Here is a 17,398-nt window from a genome sequence, read left to right as displayed (position 1 = left end):
TCAGCGGCCGATGTTCACCAGCTGGTGTTGCAGCTTGTCGTGCAGCAGGTCCACCGCCTCGCGGTAGGTCCCCGCGCTCGCCTCGGCGTTCACGAGCGTGCCGTTGACGTCCAACGACGCGTGCGCCACCAGCAGTCGCGGCCCGTCGGTGCTCAGCCGCACCTTGGCGTAGGCGATGTCGGCCGGGGCGTACTTGGCGATGGCAGAGACCTTGCCGCGGGCGTAGTCCGCGGCGTCCCCCGGCACACCTGAGGCCAGGTCGACCTGGATGTTGGCGATCTCGTGCACGTGGCTCATGCCTCCAGCATCCTCCCTGCGTCGAACACGTCGACAGTGGCCAAGGTCCCGGCCGGCAGGGACTCCCGGAGCTGTTCGTGACCGGTCCGGGCCACGGTGGTCCGGCGCTCCTGGCCAACACCTGGCTGGAGGGCTCCTACACCGACACCCACCCCCTTCTACGTCGAGGGCGACGACCCGGACGTGCTGCACCCCCGCATGGCACAGATGCTGGACGACGTCGTGAACGAGATCAGGGGTGGCCCTGCGATCACGCCGGCAGGTCGTGCGCCAGGAACCGCTCCCGTACTCATTCGACCACGCGCTTGACCGACGGAAGGCCGTCGACGAACGAGGCGTTGTCCTCCACGTCGTCCAGCGCGTCGGTCAGGCCCGGGACCAGGACGAAGCGGATCCACATCGGCTTGTTCACCGCTTACCTGTGTCGCTCGGGCACTGTGCTGTAGGTGATGTCGGCGTTGGTGTAGTCGAACTGGGCGTAGGCGAACGGCCCGTCGGGCAGGGGCGCATGCGGCCCGCGACCAGGCACCAGCCGTCGACCGGAGTCGTCCAACGCGTCTTGACCAGGCCCCCGGGTAGGTCCGCCCAGCGGTCGTCGGTGGTGAACTCGCGTGGCGCGCCGCGGTCGTCCACGGTGACCTGTGCGGTGACCGCGTTGTCGCGGTCGGTCAGCGTGAGGCCGAAGGTGTGCCCGTCGATCGCGGTCCACTCGACGGGGAGGCGCAGCAGCATCGACGGTTCCAACAGGACGGCGTCGTTCAGGAACGTCACCAGCTCGCCGAGGTCGAACTCGCGGCCTCGGCCGTCGGCCACCGGGAACAGGCCGAGGGCGGTGGCGTGCATCCGGCCGTGTCCGTGTTCGTAGACGTCCTCCGCCCGCACCGGGATGAGGTGCGCGAGCCTGAGGCGCATCCGGAAGTCGCGGGACAGGTCGGTGGCGTCGTTGTGCTGCTCACTGGTGCAGGCCGTCCAGCGCCGGTCCGGGCGGGTCCGGAAGAGGCCGTGCGCGGTGGCGTGGAACGACACCACGGCCGGGTGTCCCGGCACGCGGGTGAACCTCAGGTAGCGCTGCGCCGGCTCGGGCAGCCGGGCGATGTCGTCCGCGGTGACGGGACCGGCGTGCATCGTGCTCGTCATCGGTGGCACCTCCACATCCGAGACTGCTCGACCCGTCGTGCGAGCGGCAGGGTCGAAGGCAACCGTCGAGCGGGGACTTCCGGCCGCGTCATCCCGGTGAGCCGTTCGTGCTGTCGATCATGCCCGGTCCGAACACCTCGTAGCGGATGCGGTCGGCCGGCACGCCGCGGCGCAGCAGACCGTCCCGCACGTGGCGCATGAACGGCAGCGGGCCGCACACGTGGGCGGTCAGAGCGCCGGACCTTGCGACAGGGAGTACTGCCGGGGCCGGCGACGCCCGTCGGGCAGGTCGACGGCGACGGAGACGTACTGGCCGGGTGCGAAGTCGGGCACCGGACCACCGTCGTCGGGCACGAGGGCGAACGACACCGCGTCGACGGCCTCGTCCTGGCGCTTGGCGACCCGCCAGCGCCGCCAGGGCGTCACGGGGTCGACGCCGCCGCGTTCGTACAGCCGCGCCTCGGCGGCGATCAGCTCGCACGCGAGCAGCCAGTAGACCTCGTTCCAGGCGGAGGCGACTTCGGGGGTGACGGCGTCGCCGAGCACGGTGCCGACGGCGGCCAGGAGGTGGTGGCCGACGACCGGGTACTGCTCGGCGCGGATGCCCAGCGACACGTGCTTGTGCGCGATGCGCTCGGCGATCGGGCCGAACGGCGCGGCGGCGGGGTCGAGCAGGTGCTCGGCGAAGGCCACGACGGCGGAGGCCAGCGCGACGCGTTGCCGCCCACTGGCCTGGTTGCCCTGGTTGAAGAGGTCGAGCAGTTCGGGGTGGGCGGCGAACATCGACGGGTAGAACACGCCGGTGATCTCGACGGCGTGGTCGCGCACGACGGGCAACGTCGCGCGCACCACCTCGGCGGAAGCAGCGGACAGCACGGATCTCTCCTCGGTGGGTTCGTCGAGTTGAAGGAGTGGCAGCGGCAGCGCCCGATCACCACCACGACATCGCGTCACGCGGACGCGCCGGAGCGGGCGGACGAGGTCCACCCGCTCCTGTGTCGGTCACCGCAACCAGGCGTGGTCGCGGACCGCCGGCAGCGTTGCCCACCAGCGGCCGAGGCCCCAGGTGGCGCCCGCGCCGGCGAGGGCGACGGCGATCAGCGCGACGGCGTAGACCACGTGGTAGTCGATGATCGGGTTGGTGGACGTGCTGGGCTCACCGGCCGAGGTGAACCGGGCGAGCGGCCACTCGGCGGCCCACATGAGCAGCATCATGAGCGTGCCGGCGATCGCGGCGAGCCGGAGGCCGACCCCCGCGACGACCGCGACGCCGATGACCAGCAGGCCGAGCATGAACAGCCAGTCGGCCCACCAGGCGCCTGCCATGGCGTGGAAGGTCGACTCGAACGGGCCGACCGCGACCCGGCTGAGGAACCCCTTGGTGGGCGATCCGCCGTCGATCCACGCGTTGGCCGCCTTGGTGGCGTAGCCGAGGCCGAAGACCTTGTCGAGGAACGCCCACAGGAACACGAACCCGGTCGTGATCCGCAGGACCGCGAGCGCGATGGCCCCGGCGTCGGCGCGGACCGCCGTCGTGGCGGTCGCACGGGTCGCGGTTCCTGCTGCAGCGGTGGAGTGGCTGAACGCTGTCATGGCTTCTCCTCTGCTCTCGTCTTCGGCATGAGCTTCGCGTCGGCCGGGGGTCGTGCGACGCGGGCGAAGGTCCCTGATCGACGAGGACGTCCGGCACCACGTTCGCGGGTCGGTCGTCGCGGGTCGACGGCCGGCGCCACGAGGGCGTGCTGGAGCTTGACGAGCCGGACCACGGGGCGATCGACACGGCGACGACCGCGACGGTCAGCGTCGCGGTCGTCGTCAGCACATCACCGAGCAACACCAGCCGGCGTCGGGGGAACAGCGCGGACGCCGTGGCGCTACTGCTTGGTCTCTCGCACCGGGTCTTCCTTCACTCCGGTGTCCGCGGCCGGCGGTTGCGGGGTTCGACGTGGTGCTCGATCCGCACGGCGACGCGCTCCAGCACGGCCCGGTGGCGGCGTTCGTGGTGGTCGCAGAACGTCAACTGACCGTCCGGCAGCACAACGCGCACCCAGGCACGTGCGCCGCACCGGTCACACCGGTCTACGACGGGGTTCAGGGCGGTCGTGATGGTGTCGAGCGCGGTAGCCATGGCGTCTCTCCTCTGTGCCTTCCAGAGTTCTCGCGCACGGTGCGTCGGCACAGAGACCTTCGACCCAGTTCGGTCGGGATCCGATCGCGGTCGGCAGGGACCTCGGGCACTGCGGACGGCTGTCGCGGCTGGAGGTGCTCGCGGGCGCTCCCCGGCCGCCCTCGCGACGGCGGCGGCCGTCGCAGGGACGGGCGAGGACGCGCAGCAGGCCGCGGCAAGACGCTGAGACCGGAGAAGTGCCACGAGGAGACGGGCAGAGGTGAAGCGCACGATGCCACGGGCACGCCGATCCATCGGCGCGCTGTGGACGGTTGTCGTCTGCGCGAGAGCGTCGGTGGGACCGGCGTTCGTGGGTCCGACCCTCATGGTCGCCTTACGGCGGGCATCACTCCTGCGGCACGCGGATGACGTCGCCCGGGTTGATGACGTCCGGATCGGTGATGGTCGCCGGGTTCGCCGCCACGAGGCGGTGGTGGAGGTTGCCCGCGCCGTAGTAGCGGGTGGACAGCGCCCACAGCGTCTCGCCCACCACGACCACGTGCTCCAGGTAGGTCCGGTAGCCGGGGACGATCTTCGGGCCGAGCACCACGGGCACGACCACCTTGTCCAGTTCCTCGCCGTCCTTCGGCGAGATGTGGAAGACCTCGACGAACAACCGGGACAGCGTGAAGCTCGCGCCCGACACGTCCACGCTGAGTTGGAACTGGCTGTGGCCGCCGACGCCGTCACCGGCCATGAAGAAGCCGGTCACCTCGTCGTGGCCCTCGTGGACCCGGTAGTTGAAGCCCGCCTCGAACGCCCCACCGGCCGTCCCGCCGATCAGGATGTCGTTGCCCACCAGGTCGTACGCCTTCGGCTGCTGCACGTCGATCGACATGTCCGCGCCTCCCGTCGTCGGTGTCGGCAGCGTATGCCGGAGATCGGCGGATGTCCCTCGACCACCGGCACGTCACCCGTTCGGGGACACCTGCGCGCTACGGCGACCTCGTAGTGGTGGATCCCCGGCAACCGCACATCCGTGGTCGCCGACGAACGCCGCCGGGTTTGAGCGGGACGCTCCGGTGGTATCGATCAAGACCATTGCCGTTCCGCTTCGGAGGGTGCTCATGCAGATCCAGGTCAACACCGACCACAACATCCACGGTGGCGAAGGACTGGCCTCCTATGTGACCACCGACCTGGAGAGCAGCCTGTCCCGGTTCAGCGGGTGGTTGACCCGGGTGGAGGTGCACCTCAGCGAGGACGGGGGCGGCAAGCCGGAAGACAAGAAGTGCGTCATCGAGGCCCGGCCAGGGGGCAAGCAGCCGGTCGCGGTCACCCACCACGCGACCACCGTGGACGACGCGTACGCCGGGGCGGCGCACAAGTTGGGAAGGGTGTTGGACTCCCAGTACACCCGCGCCCATGACTACAAGGGCAGCGACAGCATCCGTCACATGCCCGCTCCGGATGACCCGGAGCAGGTCGGCGTGATCGTCGAGGACGAGCCTCGGGGCTGATCAAGGCCACCTGACGCTGTAGGCGTGAGCGGCGCGGTCGGACGGCACCACCGGGACGGAGATCGAGTGCCGGCGCTGTCCTCCAAAGGCTCGCCCCGCGACCGGCGCCGCGCAGAGAGCGTTCGCAGCACTCGACCCGGCGGAGTTCTCCTCGCCGGGTCGAGTGCCGGACGTCGCGGAACGACCGCGGTGTCGCCGACGCCGGTCGATCCGGGCTCGGGTGGTGGCAGGACATCGGGTTCGATCGACATGTGGCCGACCGTGCCGGACTCACGTCGACGTGTCCGCCAGGATGCGTGCCAAGGTGCGTCGGCCCATCCCGCTCATGGCCGGATTGCTCTCGACGTAGTACCAGACGGCTCCCATCGCCTGTTCGAACGCCCACGCCTTGCCGCGCTGCCACTCGAGGTCGTCGCACCCGAGGTCGTCGCGGAAAGCCTGCCGCGGGACGGGTTCGAGCAGGTGCCAAGCACCCACGAGGTCCAGAGCGGGGTCTGAGGGCCCCAGCCCGCCGACATCGATGACGCCGGTCAGGCGGCCATCCGACACGAGCACGTTGCCGGGGATCAGGTCGCCGTGGGTCATCCTGTCGCCGGCGGTACCGCGCGGCAGGTCACGCAGGGCGTTCCACTCGCGGCGAAGCCTCGGGACGTCCAGGAGTCGTCCGCTGTTCTCGAAGCAGACCTCCATCCACGCGTCGTGGGTTCGCAGGTCCCCTCCTCGGCCCTTCCCGCTGAACGTCCGACCGCGAGTGTCGATGGCGCGCACACCCCGGACGAATTCAGCGAGGTCGTGCGCGAACGCGACGGACTCGCCGGGATCCTCCTCCGCGGCCACGACTCCGGGCAGCCAGGTCTGTACCGACCACGGGAGCGGGTAGCCCGTTCCGGGTTCACCCAGCGCGACCGGCTCAGGCGTGGGGAACCGCGTGCGACCCGCCAGCTCTCGCGCTGCTTCGGCCTCGGACTCCAACCACCGCCGCACCGACTCGACCTCGCCGGGCTGCAAGGGGAAACGAGCGGCGAGCCGGTCGCCGATGCGGAAGATGGCGTTGACCGTCCCCTGCGAAGCGACACCCCTCACGGGCAGGTCTCGCCACTGGGGAAACTGCTCATCGACCAACGCGCGCACCGTCTCCGGCGCCACGGCCAGTTGGGCGGCATGCATCTGCACGACAGCGAGCTTCATCGACCTCGATCTCCGGGCGCAACCTCGTTTCCCGTCGAACCCACCCCCACAAGTGCGGCGCGACAGTCGGTCATCGGCCCTCCGGAAGCTGACGACCGGCGTCCCGGAGAACCCCGACCTGGTCGAGTCGCCAGTCGGCTCGAACAACGTTCCACCGACGGCGGCAACGCCCCGGTGGGCGCCAGGGCTTGTACTAGGGGCCCGCCGGGTAGGGGGGCATCGTCTGATCGGGGCGACGCCGACGGCGGCGGACGATCACCGCGGTGAGCAGGCCGCCGAGGGCCAGGAAGGCGACGAGGAGGATCCACGCGACGACGTCGCCCGAGCCGGACTCGCCGGCGGGTTGGACTTTGCGGGCGCCGTACGCCTTGTGCAGTTCGTCCGCGGTGGCGGACGTGGTCTTGTCGTTGACGGTGACCACGACGCGGTCGATGTCCTCGGGATAGGTGTCCCAGACCAGGCGGAAGATCGTTTCACCGTCGTCGCCCTGCTGGTCGAGGTTGTAGGCGGTGACGACCAGCGTGTCGAAGCCGTTGGCGGTGTTGTGGTTGACGGAGACCCCGGTGTAGTCCTTGTCCTTGAGGCGGGACGCGAGGTTGGACAGCTCGGCGAGCGAGGCGCACCCCGCAGCCACTAAAACGCACAGCAGCACACCCCACAGGCGCGTACGGGCATCGAACTTCACTGGTACAGCTCGCCGGGTCGCGCAGGAGGCCACAGGTCGCCCGTTGGCGAGCTCGGTCGTTGTGCTCGATCAGCGGCGGCCCATAGCAGACGAGTCTGTCGTCGTCCGCTGATCGGCGAGAGCGCGCGTTGCGTGCGGAGACCGTCCTCCGCACCTGACCAGGTAATCACCTCGTGGTCATCTGCGCGTGGGATCGGTCAAATGCGTGCGGAAGACACAACAGCTTTCGCGTCGGTGGAGACCGACGAGGGCAGGTCCAGCACGTCACCGGGGCGACCTCAGGGGGTCAGCACACCGCACCGGTCCCGGTTCAGGCCCTGCGGTGGACCAGTTCGGCCCACATGGTCTTGCCCGCGGAGTGGACGTCGACACCCCACCGGTGCGCCAACCCGTCGACGAGGACCAGGCCGAAGCCGCGCGTTCCGCCGCACCGGGAGACGCCGGGGACGGGCACCTCGCGGCACGCGTCCTCGACCTCGATCCGCACCACCGACGAGGCCGTCGACCTCCAGACCCTGATCCCGGCCGGTGACCGCCCGTGGTCGTGGGCGTCGGCGACCAGCTCCGCGAGGACCAACCAGACCTTCTCCGCGCAGGCCTCGTCCTCCCGGTACAACGCGGTCCGCACCCACTGCCGCAGTTCCGGTGACGACATCCGCGACGCCGACAGGTCCACGCTCAGCACGAGCCGACCCTGTGCACTCCCACACCCGTCGTCCTGTGCTCTGGAGCCAACCCGCCCGACCGCGCCCATGGCCTCGACGTACCCGAAGATCCCGGTCGCTACACCGACCTCCGCGACACGTGCCGCGATGGCGATGGCACTCCAGTCACCGCGGCGGATCGGTGAGGATGCGCCGATACCGACGGTAAGTGCGTCCCTCCGGCCGGCGCGATCGACCGTCGGCCACCTCCGGCGATCCGGTCACATCAGGACGCCGTCGGGTCCGGGGATGCGGTGCCGGGCCAGTGCTTGCTCGAACTCGCCGCGCTCGTGTGCGGCCACCAGGTCGTGGGCGATGTCGCGCAGTTTGCGGTTGGCCTGTTGGGAGGCCTGCCGGAGCAGGGTGAAGCTCTGGTCGGTGTCGTGGTCGAAGTGGCGCATCAGCAGGCCCTGGGCCAGGCCGATGGTGTGGCGGGTGCCGAGTGCCGCGGTCAGGTGCCCCACCAGCTGCCTGCTGTGGTGCAGCACCTGGACGTTGTCCAGGGCGACGCCGGCGTGCAGGGCGACCAGCAGGACGACGTCGTAGGAGTGGTCGTTGAACCGGTGCGGTTCCCTCGACAGCAGCACCACCGCGGCGGTGGGGGAGTTGCGGGTGGGCAGGGGCAGCACGAGGCAGCTGCGGTGGCCGTGCACGGCCAGGCGTGCGGCGAACAGCGGCCAGCGGTGGTCCTGCGCGGTATCGCCCAGGCGGCGCGGCTCGCGGTAGCGCAGCACCTCGCGAACCGGGTCGCCCTCGTCCACGGCGAGGTCCAGCGGTGGGTGGTGGGTGGTCGCGGTCACGTCGACCTCGCCCGCGCGGTCGACCGCGAGGAACGCCAGGTCACAGCCCGGGACGGCGCGGACCAGGAGATCGGTGAACCGGAGCCCGACCGCTTCGTGGTCCTCGTCCTCCACCAGCCGGCCCATCTCGGTCAACTCGGAAGCCAGTGTTCGGACGGAGGCGTCCGGGTCACGTGTCATTGCTGCACCCCTCGACAGGCCGCGCTCCGCGCGACCTGGGGCCGGGCGGAGCTGGGAACCGGGATGCTGCACTGCTCAACACCCTCCAGGAGGCCAACATAACGCAATCCGCAGCCCGCGTTCCCCGACCTGCGGAGGATGTAGTCGGAAACGCACCGACCCCGGCACGGGTGGCCTCGTCGTGTTCGGGCAGGTGGGCGGTGTGGTCGGGGGACCTGTGCCGTTCGAAGAGTCATCGCCGGTGGTGGTTGCTTCGCGTGAATGCGGACATTTCGGGCGATGATGTCACCATCACAGCCACCTCGGTGGATCGCTCGACTCAGGGCACGGGTGGCGTGGTGACAGCCCTGCGCGTCACCACTTTGGCACCTATCGGTTTCCGGACCGCGGACGTAGGGTCCGGCGCGCCGGGGGTACCGCCGTGATCGGAGGAAGTCGATGCGTCGACAACGTCAACAACGGGTTCGCAGACTCGCGGTGCTGGGTGCGGTGACCCTCGCGCTCAGTACCGCGGTGACCGGGTCGTCCGGCGCCCACCCCGACCACGGTGGTGGCGGGCGGGAGGACTTCCCCGGTGAGGGGATCGCGGACGGTCTGTACAAGCAGCACGACGGCGACGAGGGGCACCTGCCGCCGGTGTCGCGCAACGTCTCCGTGATCGGCAAGGCGAAGGTGACCAACCCGTCCGGCGCGGGCAACACCGGTCGCATCGCGGATGTGACCGCGTTCGGCGACTACGCGTACCTGACGGCGTTCCGCGAGCCGACGTGCGAACGCACCGGTGTGCACGTCGTCGACATCTCCGACCCGACCAACCCCGCGGAGGTGACCAGCGCGTTCATCCCGACCAGCGCGGGGTCGTACGCGGGTGAGGGCATCCAGGTCGAGCACGTCGACAACGCGTTCTTCCACGGTGACCTGTTGATCCACCAGAACGAGACGTGCCCCGGCGCGACGCCGACCGGGCCGGACGCGGGCGGCATCTCGCTGTGGGACGTCACCGACCCGCGCAGCCCGAAGCCGGTCGCGCTGCACACCGGCGACTTCACCAACGCCTCGGGCGGGCTGGACGCGTCCCCGAACCAGACGCACAGCATGCGGATGTGGACCAACGTCTTCGACAAGCGGACCTACGTGGCGCTCGTGGACGACGAAGAGGGCACCGACATCGACATCCTGGACATCACCGACCCGTACCACCCGGCGCTGGTGAACGACCAGCTCGACCTGGGCGCGGTGTTCGGCGTCGACCAGCCGGACCCGGCGAGCCTCACGTCGGTGTTCAGCCACGACATGATGATCACCAAGATCGGTCGCCGGTACGTGATGAACATGAACTACTGGGACGGCGGGTACGTGCTGCTCGACGTCACCGACCCGCGTCCGGGCAAGGTGGGTCTGATCGCCGAGACCGACTACGCCGCCTTGGACGAGGAGCGGTTGGCGCGGGGGCAGCAGATCGCGCCGGAGGGCAACGCGCACCAGTCGGAGCTGTCGCCGAACCGGAAGTTCATGATCGGCACGGACGAGGACTTCAGCCCGTACCGCGTCACCGCGAAGATCGACTCCGGCCCCTACGCCGGTCAGGAGTACAACGCCACCTCGGCGGCCGACACCAGGCCGATCGACGAGAACACGACGGTCAGCGGTGACACCACCTACGTCGGCCAGGCCTGTGCGGCGGTACCGCCGGGTACCGGCACGGCGCTGGTCGAACGCGGTGTGTGCACGTTCCAGGTGAAGCTGGACAACATCATCGCCGCCGGCTACACCGCCGGTATCGTGTTCCAGAACGTGCGGTCGGACTGCCAGGGCGGTTCCACGATGGCCGCGGCCGGGTCCATCCCGTACGTGTTCGTCAACCGGTACGCGGGACTGCGCCTGCTGGGCGTGCCCGGTGTGACGGAGGCGAACGCGTGCACCACGCCGACGCCGGCCACCGGCGGCGAGTCGACCACGATCAAGTCCGTCTTCGACGGGTGGGGTTACGTGCGCCTGTTCGGCACCGACATCCCGACCGGGCCGGGTGCGACCGGATCGATTCGACAGCTCGACACCTATTCGGTGCCCGAGGCGCAGGACCCGGCCTACGCGCGCGGGTTCGGCGACCTGTCGGTGCACGAGGTGGCGATGGACCCGGAGAACAACAAGCTCGCCTACCTGTCCTACTACGCGGCGGGGCTGCGGGTCGTGGAGTACGGCCGCCACGGCATCCGAGAGGTCGGCGCCTTCATCGACCAGGGAGGCAACAACTTCTGGGGCGTCGAGGTCTGGAAGGACGAGACGGGCGAGCAGTACGTCCTGGCCAGTGACCGCGACTTCGGCCTGTACATCTTCCACTACGACGGCTGACCAGGTGTTCCCCCGTCGGGACCGGCGCCGTCCGGTCCCGACGGGTTCGTCGCGGATCGGTGGAAGGAGACGGCGCTCGTCCACTGTCGTGCATAGTAGACTCGATTGCGTTGCCGTGCAGGGGAGATTCGTGGTGTGCGTCGTTGCGACCGCCGCCAGGTCGTGTTCAACGGCGTGTGCCCTGTGCCAGAGCGGTCGACGCGCGACGGAATGTCGTGGCGCGATCAGTGGCAGGTGACCAGGACCACGACGAGCAGTCCGGTGAACGCGGTGACCAGCGGCGCCACCATGGCGGTCGCGCACGCCGCCCCGTAGGCCAGCACGCTGCGAGCCGAGTCCGGCAGGCGGCGTGGGCCGGTCAGGAGTTCGAGCCGCACGTCGACCGAGTCCCGGCCCATCGCGAGTGCCGAGCCGGGCGTGCCGTTGCCCGACACGCCCAGCAGTGCCGCCCGGACGTCGTCGACCCCGCAGGCGCGGACCGCGGCGGCGTCCGCGGCGAGTTCGACCAGTTCCCGCACGACGGCCGGCGCGTGGCGGAAGAGCGGGAGGAACGGCAGCGCGGTCGCCAGCGCGTCACCGGCGGCGACGAGGAGGTGGTGCCTGCCGCGGAGGTGGGCGCGTTCGTGCGCGAGCACGGCCTCGACCTGTCCGCGGGTGAGTCGGCGGTGGAGTCCTTCGGTGGCGACGACGACGCCCGGTGTGCCGGCCAGGCTGAAGGCCAGCGGCTCGTCGTGGTCGAGCCAGAGCGTCGCCGGTGAGCCCGGTTCGCGACGGGCGGCGACCCTGAGCATCGCCAGGTGGTCCCGTCGCCTGCTCGCCCGGCGGCGGGCGCCTCTCACGCTGACGACCGCCAGCCTGCCCACGAGCCCGGCCAGCAACACCAGGCCGACGACGCCGCCGGTGGCCTCGACGCGCGGGGCCATGCCGTGGGCGAGTGACGACCAGCACTCGTGCGCCAAGGCCAGTGCGTGCGAACCGTGGTCGGGCAGCAGGAGCAGCGTCACGGCCAGCGCGGCGGTGGTCACGACGCTCACGGCGGACGCCAGCCAGGCCAGCAACGGCACGAGCGGGTCGGTGCCTCGCGCGGCCAGGCGCACCAGCTGACGTGGTGCGAGCACGCCCATCAGCCCGGCCGTGACCAGCAACGCGGCGGCCACGGTCATTTCTTGCGCGACTTCCTCGGCAGCGCCTTGCGGAGCAGTTCGGTCTCGTGCTCCGACGCGGAACGCGCGAAGTGCAGCAGCACGCCGTCCGGGTCGCCGGAGCCGTTGACCAGCTCCCGCACGGCGTTCGCCGCGGCTTCGGCACGGCTCGTCGTCGGCTCGTAGTGGTAGGCCTTGCCGACGAGTTCGCGCTGGACCCAGCCCTTGCGGTGGAGGTTGTCCAGCACGGTCAGGACCGTGGTGTAGGCGAGTTGCCTGCCGGTGTCGAGTTCGTCGAGGACGTCACGGACCTTCATCGGCTCGGGCGCACGCCACAGCACGTCCATCACTGCCGCTTCCAGGTCGCCCAGCCCGTGCATCACGCCTCCTTCGACCACGACATGTTACGCGGCGGAGGACGAACCCCGGCCACACCGCCTCTGCTGGTTCCGGGGCTCGTGCCGCGCCCGTGGACACTCCACCTTGACATCGCGGTACCCCCTGGGGGTATGTTTCGTTTCGTTCGCTTGATACCCCCACGGGGTATAAATACGAAGGATTGAAAGGACTCGTCATGAACCCCGACCCCCGGCGCTGGTGGGCACTGGTCGTGCTCGCGGCGGCGCAGTTCATGGTCATCATGGACACTTCGATCATCGCCGTGGCGCTGCCGGACATGCAGCGCGAACTCGGCTTCACACCCGGCGGGCTCCAGTGGGTGTTCAACGCCTACGCGGTCGCGCTGGGCGGCCTGCTGCTGCTCGGCGGCAGACTTTCGGACCTCTGGGGCGCACGGCGCGTGTTCGCCGCGGGGTGGACCACCCTCATCGCGGGTTCCGTCGTCGCCGCCGCCGCGACCGGCGCGGGCACCGAGGTCCTCGGGCGTGCGGTACAGGGTGTCGGCGCGGCGCTGATCGCACCGGCGGCGATGACGCTGCTCATGGTGCTGTTCGCCGGTCAGCCGAACGAGCTGCCGAAGGCGATGGCGTTCTACGGCGCGGCGGCGCCGGCCGGTGGCACCGCGGGCGTGTTCCTCGGCGGCGTGATCACGGAGTGGTTGAGCTGGCCGTGGGTGTTCATCATCTACATCCCGATCGGTGTGCTGACCCTCGCGCTCACGCCGAAGTTGCTGCCCGCCGTACCCGGACGCAGCGGTGGGCTGGACGTCGGCGGCGCGGTCGCGGTGACCGGCGGGCTCGCCTTGGCCGTCTACGCCATCGTGCAGGCACCGGAACGCGGCTGGGCGTCGACCGCCACGCTCGTGCAGCTGGGCGCGGCCGCGGCCCTGCTGGTCGGGTTCCTGCTGGTGCAGCGCGTGGTGAGGAACCCGTTGATGCCCCTGGAGGTGTGGCGCACGCCGGACCTCGCGGCGGCGAACGTCGCGATGGCGTTGCTGGGCGCGGCGTGGATCCCGATGTGGTACTTCCTCAACCTCTACGTCCAGCAGGTGCTCGGGTTCGACTCGTTCGCCAGCGGTGCCGCGCTGTTGCCGATGACCGTGCTCATGACCGTGCTGATGACCACCGTCAGCGGACGCCTGATCGCCCGCTTCGGGACCAAGCCGCTGGTCGTCGCCGGACTCGCCGTGCTCGCCGCCGGCCTGGGCCTGCTGGCCACCGCCGACCCGGGCGGCAGCTTCGTCGCCGACGTCCTGCCCGGCTCGCTGATCTCGGCGATCGGCATGGCGCTGGTCTTCATCCCCGCGACCATGGCCGCCATCGGCGGAGTCGCCCCTGAGCAGGGCGGACTGGCCTCGGGCATCGTCAACACCACCTACCAGGTCGGATCGGCGCTCGGCCTGGCCGCGATGACGGCGGTGGCCACGTCACAGGGCGCCGACCGGCTGGGCGACCCGGTCGCCCTGACCGACGGCTACTCGGCCGCCTTCACCGGCGCCGCGCTGATCGCCCTGGCAGCCGCGCTGCTGGCCGCCTTCACCCTGCGCGGCCGGGTCACCGAGCACGTCGAGCCGGCAGCGGCCGAGGTGTAGTCCGGTGGCGTGTCAAGCTCGCACCGACCCGCTCCCCGCATACCTTCCGAGGGTATGCGGGGAGTGGTTTTCGCAGGTCCGCGCCGTGCCCTGTCGTCGGCGCTGGCTGAAGCACTACCCGTCCTAGTACGTTGACGGCCGTAACGGCGACGGCATGGAGATCAGGTGTCCGATTCGAGCAGGTTGACCGTCTGTCGGGGCTGTTGCTGCGGCACCGTGAAGAAGCACCCGGACGTCGACCACGTGACGCAACTGCGCAGGTTGCGGGAAGGCGTGGGACCGCACGCGGTCACCGTCGCGAACTGCCTGAGCTCCTGCGAGTCCTCCAACGTCGTCGTGGTCAGGCCGGCGCGGGGCACGGGCGCCCGCCCGGTGTGGTTCGGCGGCGTGCTCACCGACGAGGCGGTGGACCACATCCTCGCCTGGGTCGAGGCGGGCGGCCCGGGCCGGGCGGAGATGCCGGACGGCCTGAACGCCCACCTGATCGACCGACCGGCCGACGACAGCGCCGCGAGCTGACGGTCCGGGTGTCGGTCATCGGACCGGTGCCGGCCGCTGCTCACGCCGCTGCGCCTGCTGCCTGCGCCACCCGTAGCGCGTCACGCCGCGTGGCTTGTACACCGACAGGACCATGACGAGCAGCAAGGCCACCGACCCGCCGACCGAGTGCAGGAGCGTGCCGGGCAGCTCGCGGGGATCGGCACCCGAAACGGCCGCGTCGGCCAGGTGGCGCACCGTCGACACCTCGATCAGGAGCACGGTCGCGGCGAACGCGGTGAGCAGCAGCTTGATCAGGACCCAGTAGTGCCGCAGCAGACCCCACGGGGTGCCCAGCGCGTTGACGACGCCGATGAGCACCGACGCCAGCGCCAGCGGGACGATCACGTAGGAAGTCATGACCCCCATCGCGACGTAGGCGGCGCGCACCGTCTCCACGTCATGACCGGTGGTGGCGGTGATGTCCAGCGCGAGGTAGGCCAAGACCGCGCCCAACCACCCCACCGAGGTCGTGACGTGCGTGAGCAGCACGACCTTGCGCATCCCGGGCGCGAACCTCATACCTCACCGCCGCCGACGGTCCCCACGGTCGTGACACCGACCGTCACGCCGGCCCCGGTGTGACGACCGGGGCCGTGCTCGCCCCCGAGGCCGGTCAGCACCACGATCAAGGCCAGCAGGGCCAGAACGCCGGCGATGACCGCGAGCACCTTCACCCAGCGCGGCGCCCCGGGGGGTGTGTCCGGGTCCGGTTCCCGGTCGGACGTCGCGGCGGTGTCATCGCCGGAGGGGCGGGACGGTGTGCTCACGGTGGGCCTCCTCGGTCGTTCCGCGAGTTTATCGAGACACTGTGTCTCTGTCTAACCACAGTGTCTCGGTGCCGCCGCGCCGTATACTCCGAGCGTGCCTCGCCTGTGGAACGAGACCATCGACGCGCACCGCCAAGCGGTGCACGAGGCGATCCTCGATGCCACCGCCGAACTGGTTCGCGCGCACGGTCTGCTGTCGGTGACGATGTCGAAGATCGCCGAGAACACGGGTATCGGGAGGGCGACCCTCTACAAGTACTTCCCCGACGTCGAGGCGATCCTGAGCACCTGGCACCAACGACAGGTCGAGAGCCACCTCCAGCAGCTCGCCGACATCCGAGGCCGGGTCGCGGACCCCGTCGAGCGGCTCGAAGCCGTTCTGCACGCCTACGCGCGCATCTCCCGTGAACGCTCTTCCCACGACCGCCCCGGCCGCGAACTCGCCGCGGTCCTGCACCAGGGTCCTCGACTCGCCCAAGCCGGGCAGCAGGTCCAGGACCTGATCAAGGACCTGCTGGTCGAGGTCGCGGCGACCGGCGACCTCCGGGACGACGTCGCACCCGACGAACTCGCCGCCTACTGCGTGCACGCCCTCGCGGCGGCCGGGAGCCTGCGATCCGACGCCGCTGTCCGCAGGCTCGTGACCGTCACGATCGCGGGTCTGCGACCGCCGTCCTGACGCAGGTCCGGACGGCGGTCGGTGAAGTGCGGACCGCGGCTTCCACTTCGCCGAGTCCCCGCATCACGCCTCCCGTGCGGCGCGGCACGCGTGATGCGGGGTGGGTGGAACTCCGTCGACGGTCAGCCGGCCGCGAGCAGTCCCTGCATCTCGGTGATCTCGGCCTGCTGCGAGTCGATGATCTGCTGCGCGAGCTTCTTGGCGTCGGGGTTCTCGCCCTGCTGGAGTTCCGTCTTCGACATGTCGATCGCGCCCTGGTGGTGCTCGATCATCATGTCCAGGAACACCCTGTCGAACTCGGCGTCCTTCGCCTGCTTCAACACGTCGACGTCCGCGTCGCTCATGCCGGACATGTCCGAGCCGTGGTCCATGCCGGGCATGCCCGTGGGGTGCACCTCGGCACCCCAGCTGTTCAGCCAGTCGGTCATGGTCTTGATCTCGGGGTCCTGGGCCTTCTCGATGCGTGACGCGAGGTCGAGCACCCGGGCGTTGGACGTCCGGCCCTGAACGAGCCCGGTCATCTCGATCGCGCCCTGGTGGTGGGGGATCATGCCCTGCGCGAACGCGATGTCGGCGTCGTTGTGCTCACCCGACGGCGCCGCGGCGGCGCTGGTGGTGGTCGTCCCGGTCATGCCGCCCATGTCGTGGCCGCCGGCGCCGGAGTTGTCGGAGCACCCGGCGAGCACGAGTCCGGTGGTCAGGACGGCAAGCGCCGTCCCGACCAGGTTCTTCCTGGTCATGATGTCCTCTGCGGTGGTGATGTCCAGTCGGTCGCGTGGCGTCGCGTCGACGTCCTCGAAGGACGTCACGCGCCGCCTGTCACAGCCGCAGGACGCAGAGTCGGGCCAGCAGCGTCGGCGCGCCGCCCGGTCTCGGAGGAGGGGGTCGCGGCCGTACCGCTCGGGTCGACGGCGAACCGGGGTGTCCGGTGACCACTCGACCGCGTACGGCGAACACGGCGAGCGTCAGGCCCAGCGCGACGCCCAAGATCGCCAGGCACAGGTGCAGCAGGTCGTGCTGTCCGGTAGGGGCCGGAGCGTGCTCTTCGGACGCGTCGTCGGTGCAGCAGTCGACCGGGGTGACGGCCGCGGAAGCTGTCACCGCGTGTGCGGCCGGCTCCTGAGTGCCGAGGTGGTGCATGCCGACCACGGCGAATGCGACAGCCCACACCAGCGCCCATCGGGAGGCTCGGGTGCGGACGTGGTGGAGCACGACCCCACGATACACAAATGTCCTATGGCGGATAGTTGACAGGACTGCCGCACCACGACGGGCGCGAGGAGACCGCTCTCCTGCAACGACACCGCGCC

The 17,398-nt window shown here is 70.3% G+C and carries 22 protein-coding genes and 1 pseudogene; 6 read left to right on the top strand and 17 right to left on the bottom strand.

Annotation, left to right across the window (positions count from 1 at the left end):
- Positions 1-297, bottom strand: a complete 297-nt coding sequence (locus AB0K14_RS23285; protein ID WP_360455108.1) for an HPF/RaiA family ribosome-associated protein — start codon at positions 295-297, stop codon at positions 1-3.
- Positions 298-374: 77 nt separating this feature from the next.
- Here AB0K14_RS23285 and AB0K14_RS23280 point away from each other — a divergent pair.
- A pseudogene (locus tag AB0K14_RS23280) lies at positions 375-446 on the top strand (hypothetical protein); the annotation flags it as partial.
- 140 nt (positions 447-586) lie between these two features.
- Here the strand turns inward: AB0K14_RS23280 and AB0K14_RS23275 are convergent.
- The 6 genes from AB0K14_RS23275 to AB0K14_RS23250 form a co-directional block, all read right to left on the bottom strand.
- Positions 587-709: a hypothetical protein gene (locus tag AB0K14_RS23275; protein WP_360455210.1), complete on the bottom strand. Its 123-nt coding sequence runs from the start codon at positions 707-709 to the stop codon at positions 587-589.
- The gene (locus AB0K14_RS23270) at positions 706-1,434 is read right to left on the bottom strand and encodes a DUF6544 family protein (RefSeq protein ID WP_360455111.1); all 729 of its coding nucleotides are present in this window, start codon (positions 1,432-1,434) and stop codon (positions 706-708) included. The genes AB0K14_RS23275 and AB0K14_RS23270 overlap by 4 nt, the downstream gene beginning before the upstream one ends.
- 228 nt (positions 1,435-1,662) lie before the next feature.
- Positions 1,663-2,310: a globin domain-containing protein gene (locus tag AB0K14_RS23265; protein WP_360455114.1), complete on the bottom strand. Its 648-nt coding sequence runs from the start codon at positions 2,308-2,310 to the stop codon at positions 1,663-1,665.
- Positions 2,311-2,436: 126 nt separating this feature from the next.
- Positions 2,437-3,027, bottom strand: a complete 591-nt coding sequence (locus AB0K14_RS23260; RefSeq protein WP_360455117.1) for a hypothetical protein — start codon at positions 3,025-3,027, stop codon at positions 2,437-2,439.
- Between the two features lie 313 nt (positions 3,028-3,340).
- Entirely contained in the window at positions 3,341-3,562 is a 222-nt protein-coding gene (locus AB0K14_RS23255; protein WP_360455120.1) for a hypothetical protein, read from the bottom strand.
- A 385-nt stretch (positions 3,563-3,947) separates the two neighbouring features.
- On the bottom strand, positions 3,948-4,439 hold the full coding sequence (locus AB0K14_RS23250; RefSeq protein WP_360455123.1) for a Gmad2 immunoglobulin-like domain-containing protein: 492 nt from the start codon (positions 4,437-4,439) through the stop codon (positions 3,948-3,950).
- A gap of 229 nt (positions 4,440-4,668) precedes the next feature.
- Between AB0K14_RS23250 and AB0K14_RS23245 the strand changes: the two genes are divergently transcribed.
- Complete coding sequence (locus AB0K14_RS23245; protein ID WP_360455207.1) at positions 4,669-5,061, top strand: HPF/RaiA family ribosome-associated protein; 393 nt, start codon at positions 4,669-4,671, stop codon at positions 5,059-5,061.
- Between the two features lie 270 nt (positions 5,062-5,331).
- Here the strand turns inward: AB0K14_RS23245 and AB0K14_RS23240 are convergent, their stop codons facing one another.
- The 4 genes from AB0K14_RS23240 to AB0K14_RS23225 form a co-directional block, all read right to left on the bottom strand.
- On the bottom strand, positions 5,332-6,249 hold the full coding sequence (locus AB0K14_RS23240) for an aminoglycoside phosphotransferase family protein (RefSeq protein WP_360455126.1): 918 nt from the start codon (positions 6,247-6,249) through the stop codon (positions 5,332-5,334).
- Between the two features lie 193 nt (positions 6,250-6,442).
- The gene (locus AB0K14_RS23235; RefSeq protein ID WP_360455128.1) at positions 6,443-6,934 is read right to left on the bottom strand and encodes a hypothetical protein; all 492 of its coding nucleotides are present in this window, start codon (positions 6,932-6,934) and stop codon (positions 6,443-6,445) included.
- A gap of 310 nt (positions 6,935-7,244) precedes the next feature.
- Positions 7,245-7,619, bottom strand: a complete 375-nt coding sequence (locus AB0K14_RS23230; RefSeq protein ID WP_360455131.1) for an ATP-binding protein — start codon at positions 7,617-7,619, stop codon at positions 7,245-7,247.
- A gap of 240 nt (positions 7,620-7,859) precedes the next feature.
- Positions 7,860-8,618 carry a GAF and ANTAR domain-containing protein gene (locus AB0K14_RS23225; protein WP_360455134.1) on the bottom strand — a complete coding sequence of 253 codons (759 nt, stop codon included), beginning with the start codon at positions 8,616-8,618 and terminating at the stop codon, positions 7,860-7,862.
- Between the two features lie 438 nt (positions 8,619-9,056).
- On the opposite strand from AB0K14_RS23225, the gene AB0K14_RS23220 reads away from it, so the two are divergent.
- A complete protein-coding gene (locus AB0K14_RS23220) occupies positions 9,057-10,970 on the top strand; it encodes a PA domain-containing protein (RefSeq protein ID WP_360455137.1) in 1,914 nt (637 codons plus the stop codon).
- 224 nt (positions 10,971-11,194) lie between these two features.
- Here the strand turns inward: AB0K14_RS23220 and AB0K14_RS23215 are convergent, their stop codons facing one another.
- Positions 11,195-12,133 carry a M56 family metallopeptidase gene (locus AB0K14_RS23215; RefSeq protein WP_360455139.1) on the bottom strand — a complete coding sequence of 313 codons (939 nt, stop codon included), beginning with the start codon at positions 12,131-12,133 and terminating at the stop codon, positions 11,195-11,197.
- A complete protein-coding gene (locus tag AB0K14_RS23210; protein ID WP_360455142.1) occupies positions 12,130-12,492 on the bottom strand; it encodes a BlaI/MecI/CopY family transcriptional regulator in 363 nt (120 codons plus the stop codon). The genes AB0K14_RS23215 and AB0K14_RS23210 overlap by 4 nt, the downstream gene beginning before the upstream one ends.
- A 194-nt stretch (positions 12,493-12,686) precedes the next feature.
- Here AB0K14_RS23210 and AB0K14_RS23205 point away from each other — a divergent pair, with 194 nt between their 5' ends.
- Together AB0K14_RS23205 and AB0K14_RS23200 are read left to right on the top strand one after the other, a co-directional pair.
- The gene (locus AB0K14_RS23205) at positions 12,687-14,102 is read left to right on the top strand and encodes an MFS transporter (protein WP_360455144.1); all 1,416 of its coding nucleotides are present in this window, start codon (positions 12,687-12,689) and stop codon (positions 14,100-14,102) included.
- 216 nt (positions 14,103-14,318) lie between these two features.
- Complete coding sequence (locus AB0K14_RS23200; RefSeq protein ID WP_360455147.1) at positions 14,319-14,621, top strand: (2Fe-2S) ferredoxin domain-containing protein; 303 nt, start codon at positions 14,319-14,321, stop codon at positions 14,619-14,621.
- Between the two features lie 15 nt (positions 14,622-14,636).
- Here AB0K14_RS23200 and AB0K14_RS23195 read toward each other — a convergent pair whose 3' ends face one another.
- Both AB0K14_RS23195 and AB0K14_RS23190 read right to left on the bottom strand, forming a co-directional pair.
- Positions 14,637-15,161 (bottom strand): DUF2269 domain-containing protein, encoded by a 525-nt coding sequence (locus AB0K14_RS23195; protein WP_360455150.1) that lies wholly within the window; start codon positions 15,159-15,161, stop codon positions 14,637-14,639.
- On the bottom strand, positions 15,158-15,409 hold the full coding sequence (locus AB0K14_RS23190; RefSeq protein WP_360455153.1) for a hypothetical protein: 252 nt from the start codon (positions 15,407-15,409) through the stop codon (positions 15,158-15,160). Before AB0K14_RS23190 ends, AB0K14_RS23195 begins: the two co-directional genes overlap by 4 nt.
- Positions 15,410-15,503: 94 nt before the next feature.
- Here AB0K14_RS23190 and AB0K14_RS23185 point away from each other — a divergent pair, with 94 nt between their 5' ends.
- Complete coding sequence (locus AB0K14_RS23185; protein WP_360455156.1) at positions 15,504-16,088, top strand: TetR/AcrR family transcriptional regulator; 585 nt, start codon at positions 15,504-15,506, stop codon at positions 16,086-16,088.
- A gap of 122 nt (positions 16,089-16,210) precedes the next feature.
- Here the strand turns inward: AB0K14_RS23185 and AB0K14_RS23180 are convergent, their stop codons facing one another.
- Both AB0K14_RS23180 and AB0K14_RS23175 read right to left on the bottom strand, forming a co-directional pair.
- Positions 16,211-16,897 (bottom strand): DUF305 domain-containing protein, encoded by a 687-nt coding sequence (locus AB0K14_RS23180; protein ID WP_360455159.1) that lies wholly within the window; start codon positions 16,895-16,897, stop codon positions 16,211-16,213.
- Positions 16,898-16,907: 10 nt separating this feature from the next.
- Entirely contained in the window at positions 16,908-17,300 is a 393-nt protein-coding gene (locus tag AB0K14_RS23175; protein WP_360455161.1) for a hypothetical protein, read from the bottom strand.
- Positions 17,301-17,398: the final 98 nt, after the last annotated feature.

This window comes from Actinosynnema sp. NPDC050801, from assembly GCF_040673975.1.
Taxonomy (GTDB): domain Bacteria; phylum Actinomycetota; class Actinomycetes; order Mycobacteriales; family Pseudonocardiaceae; genus Actinosynnema.
Note: the sequence above shows the minus strand (reverse complement) of the source record. Positions and strands in the feature narration are given on the sequence as shown.